Raw genomic sequence first — 17,409 nt, forward strand, 5'->3', positions numbered from 1 at the left:
CGGGGCGTGGGCTGAGTCCGGTGTGAGGGCGCCCCTCGCGCGCCCCAGCGCGCCCCCGGCCCACCCCTGTCCGGAGCTGGGCGGAAAGCCAATACCCATCAGTACGCCGTGCGCTCCGCATGGTTGGCGCGCATGTACGAGTCGTGACAACAGTGACTAGGGGAACCCCTCGTCGTTATGGCAACTTCGTTCTCGCCACGAAGGAGCCGAGTGAGGGGACCGTGCGTGAATCCGGAGTACGCCGCGTACTGCCAGGCGGACCGCCGTTTCTACGACGCACCCCACCGTTCCCCCGGACCGGGCGGAGCCGCCGACGAGGAGCGCTCCTTCTACGCGCCGCTCCGTGGCGCCGTACCCGACGGCTGGACGCGCTCCCGGCGCGGCGACTGGCTCGCGTACCACCCCGACGGGCTGCGACTGCCGCCCCAGGGCTGGAAGATCCACGTCTCGGCCGCCCTCGACAACGCCACCTCCGTGCTGGAGCGGGTTCTCGCCCACTGCCTCGAACACCGGCTGGCCTTCAAGTGCGTTCCGAACGCCGGGCTGTTGGCCCTGCGGAACGCCAAGTACGCGGACCGGGCGGGCAGTGGGAAGTTCATCACCGTCTACCCGCCGTCCGACGAGGCGTTCCCCGAAGTGTGCACCGCCCTGACGCGGTTGCTGGAGGGCGAGCACGGCCCGTACATCCTGAGCGACCTGCGGTGCGGGAACGGACCCGTGCACACCCGGTACGGGGCGTTCGCCGCCCGCTTCTGCTCCGGCCCGGACGGGCGGCCCGTGCCGGCCGTCGCCGATCCCGAGGGCCGGCTCGTCCCGGACGACCGCGGCCCGTCCTTCCGCGTCCCCTCCTGGGTGACCCCGCCCGGGTTCCTGAAGCCGCACCTCGAAGCCCGCGCCGCCGTAGGCCTCGCGGACCTCCCGTACACCGTGGAGAAGGCGCTGCACTTCTCCAACGGCGGCGGGGTCTACCTCGGCCGCGACACCCGCACCGGCGAGCAGGTCGTCCTCAAGGAGGCGCGGCCGTACGCCGGTCTGGCCGCCGACGGGGCGGACGCCGTGGCCCGGCTGGAGCGCGAGAGGGCCGCCCTGGAGCAACTGGCCGGGCTGGACTGCGTACCGGCCGTCCGGGACGTGTTCGAGGTCGGCGACCACCACTTCCTGGTCCTCCAGTACATCCCCGGCACCACCCTCAACACCGTCTTCGCCCGCCGCTTCCCGCTCGCCCGGCAGCACCCGTCCCCCGAACTGCTCGCCGAACACGCCTCCTGGGCAGAGGGGTTGTACGGGCAGGTCGAGCGTGCCGTCGAGGCGGTGCACGCCCGGGGCATCGTCATCAGCGACCTGCACATGAGCAACGTGATGGTCGACGAGGAGAACGCGCGCATCGTCCTGCTCGACTTCGAGGCAGCTTCCCCGGCCGCCGAGCGCCGCCGTCAGATCGTCGCCAACCCGGCCTTCGTCGCCCCGCCCGACCGACGTGGCGCCGACATCGACCGCTATGCGCTGGCCTGTCTGCGACTCGCCCTGTACCTGCCGCTCACCACGCTGTTCGGCATCGACCGCACCAAGGCCTCCGGCCTCGCCCGGGACATCGCCCGCGTCTTCCCGGTCGAGGTTCAGACGCTGCGGCCCGCGGTCGCGGAGATCCTGCGGCAGACGGGCGAGCCCGCCCCCCGGCCCGCTCCCGTCGCCGACCCCGACCTCGGAGACTGGCCGCGCAGCCGTGACGCGATGGTCCGGGCCATCACCGCCTCCTGCACACCGGAGCGCGAGGACCGCTGCTTTCCCGGGGACATCGCCCAGTTCGCCACGGCCACCGGCGGACAGTCCTTCGCGTACGGGGCGGCCGGAGTGCTCTACGCCCTCCACGAGACGGGCGCCCCGCCGTGCGGGGAGGCCGAGGACTGGCTCCTGCGGCACGCCAAGGACCCGGCGTCCGGCAGCCCCCTCGGCTTCTACGACGGGCTCACCGGCATCGCCTGGACCCTGCACCGGATCGGCCGCACCGCCGAGGCGGCCGACCTTCTCCGGATCATCCTCGACCAGCCCCTGGAGGGCCTCGCCCCCGGCCTCCACAACGGGTACGCGGGCATCGGCCTCGCCCTCGACGACCTGGCCCGCACCGCCTCCGCCACCGACGCACCCGCGCTGTCCGCCGCAGCCGCCCGGTGCACCGCCCTCGCCGTCCGCGCACTCGTCGACGGTCCGCCGTCGCCCCGCACCGGGCTGCTGCACGGCGCGAGCGGCATCGCCCTGCTCCTGGTGCGCCGGTACGCGACCACCGGGGACGCCGCCCTGCTCGACCTGGCGGCCACCGCGCTCCGCCGCGACCTGGAGCGCTGCCGGGCCGGGGACGACGGCGAACTCCTCGTCGTCGAGGGCAAGCGGCTGATGCCGTACCTCGGTTCGGGCAGCGCCGGCATCGCGGCCGTCATCGACGCCTACCTGGCCCACCGCCCGGACCCCGCGTTCGAAGCGGCGGGCCGCGCCCTCCTGCCCGCCGCGCTCTCCGCCTTCTACGTCCAGCCCGGACTGCTCCGGGGCTCCGCCGGACTCCTGACGCACCTCGCGGCCACCCCGCTGTGCGACGAGACCGGCCGGCGGCGCGCGATCGCCCGCCACACCGAGCTGCTGGGCAGCCACGCCCTGACGTACGAACGCGGACTCGCCTTCCCCGGCGAGCAGTTGATGCGCCTGTCGATGGACCTGGCCACCGGGACCGCCGGTGCTCTCCTCGCCCTGGGCGCCGCGCTCGGCGGTTCCACCGGACTTCCCTTCCTGCCCGCCGCTCCGGCGGCGCACCCCGGCCGCGCGAGCGGCCCCCCGAACCGGCCCCGTCAGGGGTCGTAGCAACACACCGCTCAGCACCACCAACGTCCCCGAAAGGACATCATCATGGCGCTTCTCGACCTTCAGGCGATGGACACCCCGGCCGAGGACTCCTTCGGCGAGCTCGCCACGGGCAGCCAGGTCTCGCTGCTGGTCTGTGAGTTCAGCTCGCTCAGCGTGGTCCTCTGCACCCCGTGACCCGCACCGGCCGGCCCACCGGTGTTCCTCACCGGTGGGCCGGCCGGCCACGTGCCCCCCAGGGGGCGTCCCGCCAGAAAGGCCACCCCGTGCGGCTGCGTCCACACCCGGGCACGGAGTCCGGCATCCGGCGGCTCGCCCGGCGGCATCCGGCGGCCCTTCTGGGGCTCCTTCTCTGCTCCACCGGCGGGGCGCTCGCCGCCCTCGCCCTGCCCGCCGCCCTCGGCCACACCGTCGACCGGCTCGTCGCCGGCGGCCCCGTGCCCTGGTCCGGACTGCTGCTCTGCGTCGTTCTGACCCTCGCCGAGACCGGGTTCGACGCGGCGGCCGTCGTGACCGGCACGAGCACCACCGCCCGGCTCACCGCGTCCCTGCGCACCCGGACCGCCGCCCGGGTCCTGGCCGCCGAACCCCGCCGCGCCCTCGCCCTGCCCACCGGAGACCTCACCGCCCGGCTCACCGCCCGCACCGCCGACGCCGCGTCCGCGCCCGTCACCGCCGCCGGGGCCGTCTCCGGTGTCCTGCTGCCACTCGGCGCGCTCGTCGGCCTCCTCCTCATCGACGTCTGGACGGCCGCCGCCCTCCTCCTCGGCGCCCCCCTCCTCGTCGCACTGCTGCGCACGTTCACCCGCCGGACCGCCGACGCCGGGGCCGACTACCAGCGCGCCCAGTCGCTCATCGCCCACCGCCTCACCGAGGCCCTCGACGGTGCCGACACCATCCGCGCCGCCCGCACCGGGGCCCGTGAGCACCGCCGCGTCCTGGAACCCCTGACCGCCCTCGCCGAACACGGCAGGCGCACATGGGCCGTGTACGGGCGGGCCGTCGGCCGCAGCGGCCTCCTGCTGCCCCTGCTCATGCTGCTGGTCCTCGCGGTCGCCGGACTACGGCTCGGCACGGGCGCGATCAGCGTCGGCGACCTGGTCGCCGCCGCCCGCTACGCGAGCCTCGCCACCGGCATCGGCGCCCTCACCGGCGCGCTCGGCTCCCTGGCCCGCAGCCGTGCCGCCGCCCGGAGCCTGGATCCCCTCCTCACCCTCGCACCGCTGCCGCACCGCGGTCTGGGCCCGGCGCCCGGCGCCCCCGGACACCTCGAACTCCGGGACGTCGGCGTCGAGCAGGACGGCGGCCCGCTGCTGACCGGCGTCCACCTGACCGTCCCCGGCGGCACCTCCCTGGCCGTCGTCGGCCGCTCCGGCTCCGGCAAGTCGGTGCTCGCAGCGGTCGCCGGGCGACTGCTCGACCCGGACACCGGCCACGTCCTGCTGGACGGCGTCCCGATGGACGGCATGGAACCGGCCCGGCTGCGCCGCGAAGTGGCGTACGCCTTCGCCCGCCCGGCCCTCCCCGGCGTCACCATCGAGGACACGATCGCCTACGGGCCCTCGACCGCGTCCCCCGAAGCCGTACGCGACGCCGCCCGCGCGGCCCGCGCCGACGGGTTCCTCGCGCTGCTCCCGTACGGCTACGCCACCCCGGTCGCCGAGGCCCCGCTCTCCGGCGGAGAACGCCAACGCCTGGGTCTTGCACGCGCGTTCGCCCACCCCGGCCGCCTGATGATCCTCGACGACGCGCTGTCCAGCCTCGACACCGTGACCGAGCACCACGTCCGGCGCGCGCTAGACGCACGGGCCGGGCACTGCACCCGGGTCATCGTCGCCCACCGGCTGTCCTCGGCCGCGCGGGCGGACCGGGTCGCCTGGCTGGAGGACGGCCGGATCCGCGCGACGGGCCGGCACGAAGAGCTCTGGGCGGACCCGGACTACCGGGCGGTCTTCCGCACGGACACCCCCGCGGAGGGCCCGGTTCCCGCGAGCCGTACGCCCGTGACGCCGGCCGCCGGAACGGAGGCCCGGTGAACGCCGACAAAGCGCCCCCCGGCCGCGACGAGCGGCAGGAGGCTCACCCCCGGCGCGAGACGCAGGGCAGGTCTCACTCCCGGAGCGACGCGCAGGACACCTCTCACTCCCGGAGCGACGCTCAGCAGCACGGAGTGGACCCCCGGCACGGCGCACACCCCGGGCGCGACACATCGCTGCGTCGGGTCGGCCGCGAGGCCCGGCCCTTCCTGCGGGCGCGGACCGGCGTGGTCCTGCGGCTGGCCGGCTGGTCCCTGCTGGAATTCGCCCAGACCTTCCTCGGCGGATTCGGCGTCGCCCGCGCGCTCGACGACGGCTTCCTCGCCGGACGCCCGCTGACCGGCCTCCTCTGGCTGGCCGTCGCCGCGGTCGCCGTGCTGCCCTCCGTGCCCGCCGCCCGCGGAGTGTTCGGCCGGCTCGCGGACCTGGTGGAGCCGCTGCGCGACGGACTGGTCCGGCGCGCCGTGTCCCGGGCGCTGTCCGGCGCGCTCGACCGCTCCGGCGACGTCAGCACCCGGTCCCTGTCGCAGGTCACTCATCAGAGTGAGATCGCTCGGGACGGCTGGGCCGGACTCGTCCTGACGTTGCGCTCGTTCGTGTTCACGGCGGCCGGGGCCGTCACCGGCCTGCTGGCCCTCTCGCCCGCCCTCCTCCTGGTCGTGCTGCCCCCGCTGTTCCTCGGGTCCGCCCTGTTCCTCTCCACCCTGCCGCCGATGGCCGCCCGTCAGCGCGACTACCTGGCCGCCGACGAGGCCTACGCCGCCCACGCGGGCCAGCTCGCCGCCTCCGTACGCGACATCGCCGCCGCCGGGGCCGCCGAGCGGACGGTGGCCGAGTCCCGGAGCCTCGCCGGGACTCAGCTCGCCGCCTCCCGCTCGCTGGCCCGCTGGTCGGGCGTACGGGTGCTGGCACTCGCCGTCTGCGGCCGGTTCCCGCCGCTCCTGCTGCTCCTGGGGGCGCCCTGGCTGCTGCGGAACGGGCTCACACCGGGCGCGCTGGTCGGCGCGCTGACCTACCTCACCCAGGCGCTCGCCCCCGCCGTCCAGGCACTGATGACCATGCTGGGCACGGTCGGAGGCCGGCTCGTCGTGGTCCTGGACCGGTTCACGGACGCGCCGCCACCCCCCGTCGCCGACCCGCCGTCGCCCGTCCGGGACGCCGCCCCGCCGCCGCGCGGGACCCCGGTCGCCGAGCTCCACGAGGTCAGTTTCGCGTACGGGCCCGGTGCCCAGCCCGTCCTGGACCGGCTCTCCCTGACCATCGGCGCGGGAGAGCACCTCGCGGTCGTCGGCCCGAGCGGCAGCGGCAAGTCGACCCTGGCCGCCGTCCTCGCCGGGACCGAGCGTCCCACCGGGGGAGCGGTGCGGTGGCGGGGGCGGCCGGTGCGCCCGGCCGACGCCAGCTCCGTACGCGTCCTGCTGCCCCAGCACGCCTACGTGTTCAGCGGCTCGCTGCGGGACAACCTCCGCTACCTCCGCCCCGACGCCCGCGACCGGGAGATCGCGGCCATGGCGGACGCGCTCGGCCTGGACGCGCTGCTCTCCCGGCTCGGCTCCCTCGACGCGGCGCTCGAACCGGACCGGCTCTCCCAGGGCGAACGTCAGCTGGTCGCCCTGGGCCGGGCCTACCTCGCCGCCCCGCCGCTGCTGATCCTCGACGAGGCGACCAGCCGGCTCGACCCGGCCGCCGAGACCCGCGCCGAGCTGGCGTTCGCGGCCCTGCCGGGCGCGCTCGTCGTCGTCGCCCACCGGCTCAGCTCGGCCCGCCGCGCCGGGCGGACCCTGGTGATGGACGGCCCGCGCACCCAGTGCGGCACCCACGGTGAACTCCTGCGCTCCTGCGCCCTCTACCGGGACCTGGCCGGCCTCTGGGAGCCGGAGGAGACGAGGGAGCCGGAGGAGACGAGAGAGCCGGAGGAGACGGGTGAGACGGGCGGGGCCCATGACGTCGCCCGGGAAGAGGGGCGCGGCATCAGATCCACCCCGCCTCCTTCGCCCGTCTGATCGCATCCAGCCGATTGCGCGCCCCGGACTTCCTTATGGCGGCGGCCAGGTAATTGCGGATCGTCCCCGGCGTCAGGTGCAGCCGACCGGCAATCCCGGCCACGGTGTCACCCCCCTCGGCCATCGAGAGCACGCTCAATTCCCGCGGCGATAGCGGCATGTCGGCCACCTGTAAGAGGCTGAAAGCCAGCGACTCGTCGATATGCCGCCCCCCGTCCGCCAGTTTGTGCATCACCTCGGGCAGGTCGTCCACCGGGCGGTACTTGTCGATGTAGCCGAGCGCTCCCGCCTCGTACGCCCGCCGCAGACCGCTCGGCCGGTCGCTGCGGGTGAGCACGGCGAGCGGAAACGGTTCGCCGCGCGGTGGGGTCATCGTCCTCACCTCGTCGAGGACGTCCAGTGCGCCCGGACAGTCGAGGTCGGTGAGCAGCACGTCGGGACCCGGCCCGCTCAGTGCGGCGCCTATCGCCCCGTGTTCGGCGGTGCGGACCTCTATCCCCCGCCCCATGCCGAGGAGCGACGCCAGCGACGCGCGCCACAAAGGCACGGTGTGGACCAGCAGCACGGTTGTCATCAATCTGCCCTCAGCTTTTCTCTTCCGGCCCGCCCGACGCGGAACGCGATGGGCTGTACGCATCCGGTGACGGGTATCCAGTTGAGCGCATGGGCATTCGCGTACGCCGACAAACGGCGTGAATAGCACGCCCGTTGGGCGCGGAAGGGGGCGTTCGGATGTAAAACAGGAGCGCACTTCGCTCACGGACCCATCCGTCTCGCCCCGTACGGTCGCCGGAAAGGAGCCTGCTACGGGGCGGACTCCCGCCGCATTCCCGCCGGGCGGCCGGTTCAGTTCAGCAGGGCGCGCGCGGCCTGGGCCTTGCGTCGGATGTTCTCGGCTGTTGTCGGCTCGATTCCGTCGAGGATCTCCGCATATTCCTCCATCTCCGCCGCCCCGCGCAGGAATTCACCGCGCTGGACCAGGAGCTGGGCGCGCTCGAAGCGGAGCCTGGCCGGATGCGAGGGCAGGAGCAGCGACAGCTCCACCGCCCACAGGGCCACATCCGTGCGCTCGGGCCGGGCCGCCGCCCACGCCCGTACGTTGTTCAGGATCCGCAGCACGATCTCCAGCGGTCGCGCGGGCACCATCATCGACGGCTCGATGGCCGCCCCGGTCATCCCCGTGACCAGCAGCTCCGCGTCCTGACCGGTCAACGGCGCGCCCCCGGCGGACGGATCGGCCAGCACCGGGTGCTCCCGATCGCCGAAACCGACCACGAAGTGGCCGGGCAGCGCCACCCCGTACACCGGAGCACCCGCCCTCCTGGCGACCTCGATCCAGACGACCGACAACAGGATCGGCAGGCCCCGGCGGCGGCGCAGCACCTGTTGGAGGAGCGAGGAGTCCAGCCGCTGGTAGTCGACGGAGGAGCCGCCGAACCCGCAGCGCCCGCCCAGCAGTTCGGCCAGGGCCGAGGCCCAGGCGGCGGGGGAGCGGGAGCCGTACGGCAGTAGTCCGGCCAGCCGGTCCAGCTCGATCTGCGCGGCGTCGATGCCGTACGGGTCGGGAACGGCCTCCCCCGGAGTCACCGGGCGGACCTCGGCCGGGCCCACCGGTCCGGCCTCCGCGCCCAGCAACAGGCACAGGAGGGCGAGGTCCGGCCGCTCGGACCGGGCCTCCTCGGCGAACTGCCGCCGCCGCTCGGCCGTTCCGGAATCCAGCGCGCTCATATCCGCCCCATGTTCCTGTCCCTGCCCCTGCTCATGTGCGTCGATCCACCGGAGGGCCCGGTGCGGGGACCACCGGGCCCGTCACGCCGAGCGGTAGTGGTGGTAGCGGTGATGGGCCGCGAAGCCCATGCCGTCGTACAGCGCCCGCGCCCCCTCATTGTCCTCCTCGACCTGGAGCCAGGCCGCCGAGGCGCCCTCGTCCAGAGCACGGCGCGCCAGCGCGGCCATCACGGTGGTGGCGAGACCGCGCCGCCGCTGCTCCGGGGCGACCTCGACGGCCATGAACCCCGCCCACCGCCCGTCCACGACACACCGCCCGATCGCGGCCGGCGCGGCGTCCGGATCCGCGTCCCCGTCTGGGTCTGGGTCTGGGGCTCCCGCGCCCCCCGGCACCGTGGCGAACCAGACCGAAGGGCCGCCGCCCAGTACCCGCAGCACATGGGGGCCGGGGGTGGAGAAGCGCTGGTAGCGGGCGAGCCAGGCCGCGTCCGGTTCCCGGGTCAGGCGGACCGCCCGCACATCCGCGTCCAGGTCACCGACCGGCGCCAGCGCGGCGATCCGCACCGCCGCCGAGACCTCGCGCCGCCAGCCGTGCCGCTCCAACTCCGCGCACAGCGGCTCCTGCGTGCCCTCGGCCCCGGTCGCCGTCTGGACGTACGCGGGCAGGCCCCGCTCCTCGTACCAGCCCCGGACCCGTCCGAGCGCCTCGCCGACCGGCAGGCCCGGATCGCCGAGCGGCAGCACGGAGTTGGCGCGCCGGGTGAAGCCCCCGGCGGCACGCAGCCGCCAGTCGCCCAGCGCCGCGCTCTCCACGGGCTGCCAGGCGCGCGCGGTGACGGAGGCCAGTTCGCGGAAGGAGGCGGCGGGGCCACGACGGCGGGCCGGGGCGGCGGGAACGACCTTGCCCGCGGCCAGGGAGGATTCCACGATGTGGACGGATTTCCCGCTCTTGTCTGTGATCGAGAGCACATCGTTGTTCCATGATGTGAGCACCCCGACCACGTCGGTGAACTTCGCGCCCATGCCGCCGTCGCCCGTCCGGCATCGCACGGACACGCGTTTGCCCACGTCAGCGGGTGTTATGCGGACTTCCAGCCGTCCGCCGATGGTGAATTCCACAGCTCTGTCCGCCCCTCCTGTTCGGATCGTGCCCGAGAACGGAGATACTAGAGGCGGGCATCGACGACGCCGCGCTCCCGCGCGAGAGCCAACGCCCTACCGAGGAGGAACGACAGCGTGACCTACGTCATCGCGCAGCCTTGTGTCGACGTGAAGGACAAGGCCTGCATCGAAGAGTGCCCCGTCGACTGCATCTACGAGGGCCGGCGGTCCTTGTACATCCACCCGGACGAATGCGTCGACTGCGGAGCCTGTGAGCCGGTCTGCCCGGTCGAGGCGATCTTCTACGAGGACGACACTCCGGAGGAGTGGAAGGACTACTACAAGGCGAACGTCGAGTTCTTCGACGACCTCGGTTCGCCGGGCGGTGCTTCCAAGCTCGGTCTCATCGAGCGCGACCACGTGTTCATCGCCGGACTGCCGCCGCAGAACCAGTAAGCGGCGGGCACCACGCGCGCGGCTCCGGTCCCGTACGGCTTGTCACCGTGCGGGGCCGTGGTGTTTCCCCGTACCCGCGGGGCCGCCACCGGGTCCCGGTAACGCCGGGGCCGCCACCGGGTTCCGGCACCGCCGGGCCCGTCACCGCGCGCCCGTTCCGCCGCCCCGTACGAGAACACCCGAGAAAGCAGAGCGCCGTGTCCGCAGTCTCCTCCCGCCTCCCGGTCTTCCCCTGGGACAAGCTCGCGCCCTTCAAGTCGACGGCCCAGGCCCACCCGGACGGCATCGTGGACCTGTCCGTCGGTACTCCGGTCGACCCGGTCCCCGAGCTGATCCGGCGGGCGCTCGTCGCCGCCGCGGACAGCCCCGGCTACCCGACCGTGTGGGGTACCGAGGCCCTGCGGGACGCGCTCACCGGCTGGGTGGAGCGCCGCCTCGGCGCGGTCGGCGTGACCCATGCCAACGTGCTGCCGGTCGTCGGATCCAAGGAGTTGGTGGCCTGGCTGCCGACGCAGCTCGGGCTCGGCGCCGGCGACAAGGTGGCCTACCCCCGGCTCGCCTACCCCACGTACGAGGTGGGCGCCCGGCTCTGCGGCGCGGAGCCCGTCGTCTACGACGACCCGACCGAGCTGGACCCGGCGGGGCTGAAGCTGCTCTGGCTCAACTCGCCCTCCAACCCGACCGGGAAGGTGCTGTCCAAGGAGGAGCTGACCCGGATCGTCGCCTGGGCGCGCGAGCACGGGGTGCTGGTCTTCAGCGACGAGTGCTACCTGGAGTTGGGCTGGGACGCCGAGCCGGTATCGGTGCTCCACCCGGATGTCTGCGGCGGCCACTACGACGGCGTCGTCGCCGTCCACTCGCTCTCCAAGCGCTCCAACCTGGCCGGATACCGGGCCGCCTTCATCGCGGGCGACGCGGCCGTCCTGGGTGAGCTGCTGCTCATCCGCAAGCACGGCGGGATGATGACGCCCGCCCCCGTCCAGGCCGCGGCCGTCGCCGCGCTCGGCGACGACGTGCACGTGTCCGAGCAGCGCGCCCGCTACGCGGACCGGCGCCTCGCCCTGCGCGCGGCGCTGGAGGCGCACGGCTTCCGGATCGAGCACAGCGAGGCGAGCCTCTACCTGTGGGCGACCCGCGACGAGCCGTGCTGGGAGACCGTGGCGTACCTCGCGGAGCTGGGCATCCTGGTGGCGCCCGGCGACTTCTACGGCGCGGCGGGCGCGAGTTTCGTCCGGGTGGCGTTCACGGCGACCGACGAGCGGGTGGCGGCGGCGGTCAAGCGCCTGTCCTGACCGGAGCCGTCGTCGCGCGGCGGCGCAACGCGTCGAGGGCCTCGGGAGTGCGCACTCCCGAGGCCCTCGACGCGTTTGCGGTACCGCGGTGGATCAGCCGCCGATCGGGAGGCCGCCCAGCGGGAGGCCGCCCTTGGTCAGGGAGTCGGTGGGCAGGCCACCGCCGAGCGCGTCCGTGGGCAGGCCGCCCTGGGTGAGCGCGTCGGTCGGCAGGCCGCCGCCGGCCGCCCCGGCCACGCCGCCCACGGCCTGGCCCGCGTTGCCCGCGGCCTGGCCGGCGGTTTCCTGGGCGGCCGGGATGGCCACCCCGGCGGACTTGCCGACGGTCTTGCCCGCGGCCGGGAGCGCCGTGCCGACGAGCCGGCCACCGGTGTCGCCGGCCGCCTGGGTGCCCTGCTGGACGGCGCTGTCCACGGTGTCGCCGAGACCGGCGCCGTCCAGCGCGGTCAGTCCGCCCAGGTCCGGGGTCGCCGGGAGCTCTGCGGCGCTCGCGGCGCCGGCCGCACCGACCACGGGGGCTGCGCCTGCGGCGATCAGCAGTGCGGCGCGAGCGATCCGACGGGTCAGGGGGAGGGACATGATGCTCCTTCAGCGGGTGGTGCGCGAATCTGTCTGTCCGGTGATCGGACGCACTGACAACCGCTTCGGGGGAGGGGGAGGTTGCGGTGGGCAAAGGTAAAGACTGAGCAATGCGTCCGATTATCCGCAGTGGAAGAACCCGGGCAAACAATCCATACCGCCACCGTCCGATGAATCGTCACTTCCCTTGGGCGGCAAGGGAACAGGGGCGCTCCACCAGGGTCGTGACGGGGTGCGCGGAGAACGTCCGGAGTCATGGCCCCCAGGGCCCGTACGGGTGACGGGGTGTACTACTGAACGACCTGGATCCTGACCGCCGTCGTGCCCGGTTTCTCACTCTTCACGCGTTCCGTCCGCCAGCCCGTACCTGCGTCCCAGACCCGGTCCGCGAAGCTCACGCGCTCGATCCGCAGCGCCTCGGACTGCGCCACGGCCCAGTGCGCCAGCTCCCAGCCGCGCTGCGGAGCCGTCTTCTCCTTAGACCGCGCCGCGGCCGCCGGGACGGGCACCGAGACGGTCGACGCGGCGGACGCGCCCGCGGCCACCGTGCCCGGCAGCACGCCCTTGCCGAAGGCGCGTACCAGCTCGGCCCGCACCTGCGCGGCGTCCCCCGGCCCCTTTGCCGTAGCCGTCGACGGGGTGCAGTTCAGCGAGGCCGGCCTGCGCCCGGTCAGCGCGGCGGCCAGCAGCGCGGCGTCCGGCTCGTGCTTCGCGTACGCCTGCGGGAACCCGCTGCGCTGCACACGCTGCGCGGCCACGGTCAGCGGCAGCCGCGAGTAGCCGGGAACCTCGGCGAGATGGTCGTAGAACTCACCGGAGGAGTAGACCGGGTCCATGAGCTGCTCGGGAGTGCCCCAGCCCTGTGACGGGCGCTGCTGGAACAGCCCCAGAGAGTCCCGGTCCCCGTAGTCGATGTTGCGGAGCGTGGACTCCTGGAGCGCGGTGGCCAGGGCGATCGTCACCGCCCGCTCGGGCATGCCCCGGGTGGTGCCGACCGCGGAGATCGTCGCCGCGTTCACCGCCTGGGCCAGGCTCATCTCGTAGCGCTGGGTCTCGCCCTCGTCCCCGCCCGTCGCCTCCACGACACAGTGCGGCGGGTTCTTCGAACCGGAGGAGTCGTACCGCACGGTCAGATAGCCGCCCAGGGCCGCGAGCACGGCGAAGCCCGCCGCGCATCGAATGAGGCGGCTGCGGCGGGCGGGGCTGGCTTTCCGGGGCACGAGCCCACCGTACTGGAGGTCCCGGCCGGGGCCGATACCCAAGTCCCTTAGGGTCGGGTCCATGGCCGACAGCACCCTTGACCTCACCCTGGACGGACCGGCGCTCACCGCCCGGCTCGTCGACTTCCCCTCGGTCAGCGGGGAGGAGAAGTCCCTCGCCGACGCGATCGAATCGGCCCTGCGTGCCCTGCCCCACCTCACCGTCGACCGCCACGGCAACAACGTCGTCGCCCGCACGAATCTGGGCCGCGCCGAGCGTGTCGTCCTCGCCGGGCACATCGACACCGTGCCGATCGCCGACAACGTCCCCTCCCGCCTCGACGGGAACGGGATCCTCTGGGGCTGCGGGACCTCCGACATGAAGTCCGGCGTAGCCGTCCAGCTCCGGATCGCCGCGACGGTCCCCGAGCCCAACCGCGACCTGACCTTCATCTTCTACGACAACGAAGAGGTGGCCGCGCACCTCAACGGCCTCGGCCACATCGCCGACGCCCACCCCGACTGGCTCGTAGGAGACTTCGCGGTCCTGCTGGAGCCCTCCGACGGCGAGGTCGAGGGCGGCTGCCAGGGCACGCTCCGGGTCCACCTGCGGACAGCGGGGGAGCGGGCCCACTCCGCGCGCAGCTGGATGGGCTCCAACGCCGTCCACGCCGCCGCCCCGATCCTCGCGAAGCTCGCCGCGTACGAGCCCCGCCGCCCGGTCATCGACGGCCTCGAATACCACGAGGGCCTCAACGCCGTCGGCATCGAGGGCGGCGTCGCCACCAACGTCATCCCGGACGCCTGCACCGTCGTCGTCAACTACCGCTACGCCCCGGACCGCGGCGAGGAGGAGGCCATCGCCCACGTCCGCGAGGTCTTCGCCGACTGCGGCGTGGCCGAGATCGTCATCGACGACCACTCCGGCGCCGCCATGCCCGGACTGTCCCACCCCGCCGCCCAGGCGTTCATGACCGCCGTCGGCGGCACCGCCCGGCCCAAGTTCGGCTGGACCGACGTCTCCCGCTTCGGCGCGCTCGGCGTTCCCGCGGTGAACTACGGACCCGGCGACCCGATGTACGCCCACAAGCGCGACGAGCACGTGGCGGTCGCGAGGATCACCCACTGCGAGGACCGGCTGCGCTCCTGGCTGACCGGCTGACGGGCAGACGCACGGCATTTCCCCGCACGTAACCTCCGCCGATCTACGCTGGCCTTACGCAGTACGACACGACCGGCGCGACGCGGGTCGGTGGAGGGAGCGGAACATGGGCGACGCCGAGGACGCACGGATCCCCGAGAGCGCGGAGGCTCCCGAGGGTGCGGTCAGCCCCGGGGAACAGTGGCTGGGCCCGGTCCTGCGCCGCAGGGAGCAGGTCCAGCCCGGCACGACCGACCAGCGGCTGCTGGACTCCGAGGGCGACTCCGAATGGGTGCACACCGACCCCTGGCGGGTGATGCGGATCCAGTCGGAGTTCGTCGAGGGCTTCGGCGCGCTGGCCGAACTGCCGAGCGCGATCAGCGTCTTCGGCTCGGCCCGCACCCCGGACGGATCGCCGGAGTACGAGGCCGGTGTCCAGCTCGGAAAGGCACTGGTCGACGCGGGCTTCGCGGTGATCACCGGCGGCGGCCCGGGCGCGATGGAAGCCGCGAACAAGGGTGCCCGGGAGGCGAAGGGCGTCTCGGTCGGCCTCGGCATCGAGCTGCCCTTCGAGTCGGGCCTCAACCCGCACGTCGATATCGGCGTCAACTTCCGCTACTTCTTCGTCCGCAAGACGATGTTCGTGAAGTACGCCCAAGGCTTCGTGGTCCTGCCCGGCGGCCTCGGCACCCTGGACGAACTCTTCGAGGCGCTGACCCTCGTCCAGACCGGCAAGGTCACCCGCTTCCCGATCGTCCTGTTCGGCACGGCCTACTGGGGCGGCCTGATCGACTGGCTCCGCGACACGGTGGTGGCCCAGGGCAAGGCCTCGGAGAAGGACCTGCTGCTCTTCCACGTGACGGACGACGTGGAGGAAGCGGTGATGCTGGTCACGAAGGAGGTCGGGCGCTGACCCGCGGCCCGGCGCCCCTCGACCCGGGGCCGGCCGCCCTCGGCCCGCCCGGCGCTTGAGGAGCGGGGTTCCGGGGCAGCGCCCCGGGACCCCGCCCGCCGGGCAGGCGGCAGAACTACGCGAGTCCCCGCCGGGCCACGGCCGGAGGCCGATGCCCGGCGACGGACGCCACCATGTCCAGAACCTGCCGCGTCTCCGCCACCTCATGCACCCGGTACACCCGCGCCCCCAACCACGCCGACACCGCGGTCGTGGCCAACGTCCCGATCACCCGCTCCTTCACCGGCCGGTCCAGCGTCTCGCCCACGAAGTCCTTGTTGGACAGGGACACCAGCACCGGCCACCCGGTCTCCGTCATCTCCCCGAGCCGCCGTGTCGCCTCCAGCGAGTGCCGGGTGTTCTTCCCGAAGTCGTGACCCGGATCGATCATGATCCCGTCCGGCCGTACCCCGAGCTCCACCGCCCGCTCGGCCAGCCCCACCGTCACCCGCAGGATGTCCGCCATCACATCCTCGTACGCGATCCGGTGCGGCCGGGTCCGCGGCTCCGCGCCGCCCGCGTGCGTGCACACGAGGCCCGCCCCGTACCGCGCGGCGACCTCCGCCAGCTTCGGGTCGACCCCGCCCCACGCGTCGTTCAGCAGGTCCGCGCCGGCCTCGCAGACCGCCTCGCCCACATCGTGCCGCCAGGTGTCCACGCTGATCACCACGTCGGGGTGACGGCGGCGGACCTCGGCGACGAACCCGACCGTGCGGCGAGCCTCCTCCTCGGCGCTCACCTCCTCACCGGGACCTGCCTTCACCCCGCCGATGTCGATGATCGCGGCGCCCTCGGACACCGCCTGCCCGACCCGGGCCAGCGCCGGCTCTTCCCCGAAGGTGGCGCCCTGGTCGTAGAAGGAGTCCGGGGTCCGGTTCACGATCGCCATGATCACCGGCTCGTGCGGACCGAATTCCCGCCGCCCCAGCCTGAGTGCACCGCTTCGCATCCCGTGTTTCCTCCTCAGATAGCCCGCTTGCGACCCTAAGGCCTTATCGGGCCGGCCCCGACTTGTCCGTGTCGCATGGCACGATCGGAGCCGGACGAGGTTTCCGCCCCCGGGGAGATGCGCGTGTTCTGGTTCTTGCTGCTCACGATGGTCGTGGTCGTCACCGCGGTCACCCTCGCGGTGGTCGGGGGCGGTGGGAGCGCGGTGCTCAGGGACGTCCCGCCCGACCGGTTCACCGATCCGCTGCCCGCGACCCGCCCGGTCGGCCGGGCGGACGTCGAGGCGCTGCGCCTGCCGATGGCCCCCCGCGGCTACCGGATGGCGGACGTCGACGAGGCGCTGTCCAGGCTCGGCGCCGAACTGGCCGAGCGCGACGCCCGGATCGCCGAGCTGGAATCCGCCCTGGCCGGGGTGCAGGCGACCGCGGTGAGCACGGGCACCGATCTGTTCAAGCAGCTCGGCGACCGGCGCGCGGAGCCGGGCGACCAGGCGGACAGCCCGGACCGCACCGAGGAGGACGGGCGATGAGCGGCGACGCCGTGGCCGCCCCCGACGGCGGGCTGCGCTGCCCGTGGGGCCTGTCCGCCGAGGACTACCTCGCCTACCACGACACCGAGTGGGGCCGGGCGGTCCACGGGGACGACGCCCTGTTCGAACGGCTCTGCCTGGAGGCCTTCCAGTCCGGGCTCTCCTGGATCACGATCCTGCGCCGCCGCGAGACCTTCCGTACCGCGTTCGAGGGATTCCGGATCGAGGCGGTCGCCGAGTTCACCGACACCGACCGGGAACGGCTCCTGGCCGACCCGGGGATCATCCGCAACAAGGCCAAGGTCGACGCGACCCTCGCCAACGCGAAGGTGCTCGCCGACTGGGCGGAAGGGGAGCTCGACGAGCTGATCTGGTCCTACGCCCCCGACCCGGCCGCCCGCCCCGCCCCGCGCACGCTGACGGACGTCCCGGCCGTCACGCCGGAGTCCACCGCGCTCGCCAAGGCGCTGAAGAAGCGCTCGATCCGCTTCGTGGGCCCCACCACCGCCTACGCGCTGATGCAGGCCTGCGGACTGGTCGACGACCACCTCGCGGACTGCGTGGCGCGCGGCGGCGGGGGAGCGCCGCGCTGAGC

The 17,409-nt window shown here is 73.8% G+C and carries 16 protein-coding genes; 10 read left to right on the forward strand and 6 right to left on the reverse strand.

The annotated features are described in order from the left end of the window. Positions 1-225 precede the first annotated feature (225 nt). The 4 genes from lanKC (at position 226) to ACZ60Q_RS16835 (ending at position 6,889) form a co-directional block, all read left to right on the forward strand. Positions 226-2,850 carry a class III lanthionine synthetase LanKC gene (gene lanKC / locus ACZ60Q_RS16820; protein ID WP_469634460.1) on the forward strand — a complete coding sequence of 875 codons (2,625 nt, stop codon included), beginning with the start codon at positions 226-228 and terminating at the stop codon, positions 2,848-2,850. A 45-nt stretch (positions 2,851-2,895) separates the two neighbouring features. Beyond that, positions 2,896-3,027, forward strand: coding sequence for a SapB/AmfS family lanthipeptide (locus tag ACZ60Q_RS16825; protein WP_030576627.1), 132 nt, complete (start codon positions 2,896-2,898; stop codon positions 3,025-3,027). 89 nt (positions 3,028-3,116) lie between these two features. Beyond that, positions 3,117-4,886, forward strand: a complete 1,770-nt coding sequence (locus ACZ60Q_RS16830; RefSeq protein ID WP_469634463.1) for an ABC transporter ATP-binding protein — start codon at positions 3,117-3,119, stop codon at positions 4,884-4,886. A 134-nt stretch (positions 4,887-5,020) separates the two neighbouring features. Next, positions 5,021-6,889, forward strand: a complete 1,869-nt coding sequence (locus ACZ60Q_RS16835) for an ATP-binding cassette domain-containing protein (protein WP_469634985.1) — start codon at positions 5,021-5,023, stop codon at positions 6,887-6,889. Here the strand turns inward: ACZ60Q_RS16835 and ACZ60Q_RS16840 are convergent. The 3 genes from ACZ60Q_RS16840 to ACZ60Q_RS16850 all read right to left on the reverse strand — a co-directional run bounded on the left by ACZ60Q_RS16840 (position 6,858) and on the right by ACZ60Q_RS16850 (position 9,736). Next, complete coding sequence (locus ACZ60Q_RS16840) at positions 6,858-7,463, reverse strand: response regulator transcription factor (protein WP_469634466.1); 606 nt, start codon at positions 7,461-7,463, stop codon at positions 6,858-6,860. The genes ACZ60Q_RS16835 and ACZ60Q_RS16840 overlap by 32 nt on opposite strands. A 272-nt stretch (positions 7,464-7,735) precedes the next feature. Beyond that, entirely contained in the window at positions 7,736-8,617 is an 882-nt protein-coding gene (locus ACZ60Q_RS16845) for a transglutaminase family protein (RefSeq protein ID WP_469634469.1), read from the reverse strand. 81 nt (positions 8,618-8,698) lie between these two features. Continuing rightward, entirely contained in the window at positions 8,699-9,736 is a 1,038-nt protein-coding gene (locus tag ACZ60Q_RS16850) for a GNAT family N-acetyltransferase (protein ID WP_469634472.1), read from the reverse strand. A gap of 117 nt (positions 9,737-9,853) precedes the next feature. Between ACZ60Q_RS16850 and fdxA the strand changes: the two genes are divergently transcribed. Beyond that, on the forward strand, positions 9,854-10,174 hold the full coding sequence (gene fdxA, locus ACZ60Q_RS16855; protein ID WP_469634475.1) for a ferredoxin: 321 nt from the start codon (positions 9,854-9,856) through the stop codon (positions 10,172-10,174). A 197-nt stretch (positions 10,175-10,371) separates the two neighbouring features. Next, positions 10,372-11,466 (forward strand): succinyldiaminopimelate transaminase, encoded by a 1,095-nt coding sequence (dapC, locus tag ACZ60Q_RS16860; protein ID WP_469634478.1) that lies wholly within the window; start codon positions 10,372-10,374, stop codon positions 11,464-11,466. 93 nt (positions 11,467-11,559) lie between these two features. Here the strand turns inward: dapC and ACZ60Q_RS16865 are convergent, their stop codons facing one another. Then, entirely contained in the window at positions 11,560-12,045 is a 486-nt protein-coding gene (locus tag ACZ60Q_RS16865; protein WP_469634481.1) for an ATP-binding protein, read from the reverse strand. 290 nt (positions 12,046-12,335) lie between these two features. Then, on the reverse strand, positions 12,336-13,265 hold the full coding sequence (locus tag ACZ60Q_RS16870; protein WP_469634484.1) for a hypothetical protein: 930 nt from the start codon (positions 13,263-13,265) through the stop codon (positions 12,336-12,338). 61 nt (positions 13,266-13,326) lie between these two features. Here ACZ60Q_RS16870 and dapE point away from each other — a divergent pair, with 61 nt between their 5' ends. Further along, positions 13,327-14,406, forward strand: a complete 1,080-nt coding sequence (gene dapE, locus ACZ60Q_RS16875) for a succinyl-diaminopimelate desuccinylase (protein ID WP_469634487.1) — start codon at positions 13,327-13,329, stop codon at positions 14,404-14,406. A gap of 106 nt (positions 14,407-14,512) precedes the next feature. After that, entirely contained in the window at positions 14,513-15,298 is a 786-nt protein-coding gene (locus ACZ60Q_RS16880) for an LOG family protein (RefSeq protein ID WP_469634490.1), read from the forward strand. A 115-nt stretch (positions 15,299-15,413) separates the two neighbouring features. Here ACZ60Q_RS16880 and folP read toward each other — a convergent pair whose 3' ends face one another. Then, the gene (folP, locus tag ACZ60Q_RS16885; RefSeq protein WP_469634493.1) at positions 15,414-16,286 is read right to left on the reverse strand and encodes a dihydropteroate synthase; all 873 of its coding nucleotides are present in this window, start codon (positions 16,284-16,286) and stop codon (positions 15,414-15,416) included. 75 nt (positions 16,287-16,361) lie between these two features. Here folP and ACZ60Q_RS16890 point away from each other — a divergent pair, with 75 nt between their 5' ends. Continuing rightward, entirely contained in the window at positions 16,362-16,814 is a 453-nt protein-coding gene (locus ACZ60Q_RS16890) for a DivIVA domain-containing protein (RefSeq protein ID WP_469634496.1), read from the forward strand. Then, complete coding sequence (locus ACZ60Q_RS16895; protein WP_469634499.1) at positions 16,811-17,407, forward strand: DNA-3-methyladenine glycosylase I; 597 nt, start codon at positions 16,811-16,813, stop codon at positions 17,405-17,407. The genes ACZ60Q_RS16890 and ACZ60Q_RS16895 overlap by 4 nt, the downstream gene beginning before the upstream one ends. The last annotated feature ends 2 nt before the right edge of the window (positions 17,408-17,409 follow it).

It is taken from the genome of Streptomyces sp. NPDC104313, from assembly GCF_055583985.1.

Coding starts and splice junctions, on each gene's coding strand:
- ACZ60Q_RS16880 (WP_469634490.1), top strand. CDS start 14,513: ATGGGCGACGCCGAGGACGCACGGATCCCCGAGAGCGCGGAGGCTCCC.
- dapE (WP_469634487.1), top strand. CDS start 13,327: ATGGCCGACAGCACCCTTGACCTCACCCTGGACGGACCGGCGCTCACC.
- ACZ60Q_RS16845 (WP_469634469.1), bottom strand. CDS start 8,617: ATGAGCGCGCTGGATTCCGGAACGGCCGAGCGGCGGCGGCAGTTCGCC.
- ACZ60Q_RS16865 (WP_469634481.1), bottom strand. CDS start 12,045: ATGTCCCTCCCCCTGACCCGTCGGATCGCTCGCGCCGCACTGCTGATC.
- ACZ60Q_RS16825 (WP_030576627.1), top strand. CDS start 2,896: ATGGCGCTTCTCGACCTTCAGGCGATGGACACCCCGGCCGAGGACTCC.
- folP (WP_469634493.1), bottom strand. CDS start 16,286: ATGCGAAGCGGTGCACTCAGGCTGGGGCGGCGGGAATTCGGTCCGCAC.
- ACZ60Q_RS16840 (WP_469634466.1), bottom strand. CDS start 7,463: ATGACAACCGTGCTGCTGGTCCACACCGTGCCTTTGTGGCGCGCGTCG.
- ACZ60Q_RS16895 (WP_469634499.1), top strand. CDS start 16,811: ATGAGCGGCGACGCCGTGGCCGCCCCCGACGGCGGGCTGCGCTGCCCG.
- ACZ60Q_RS16890 (WP_469634496.1), top strand. CDS start 16,362: ATGGCACGATCGGAGCCGGACGAGGTTTCCGCCCCCGGGGAGATGCGC.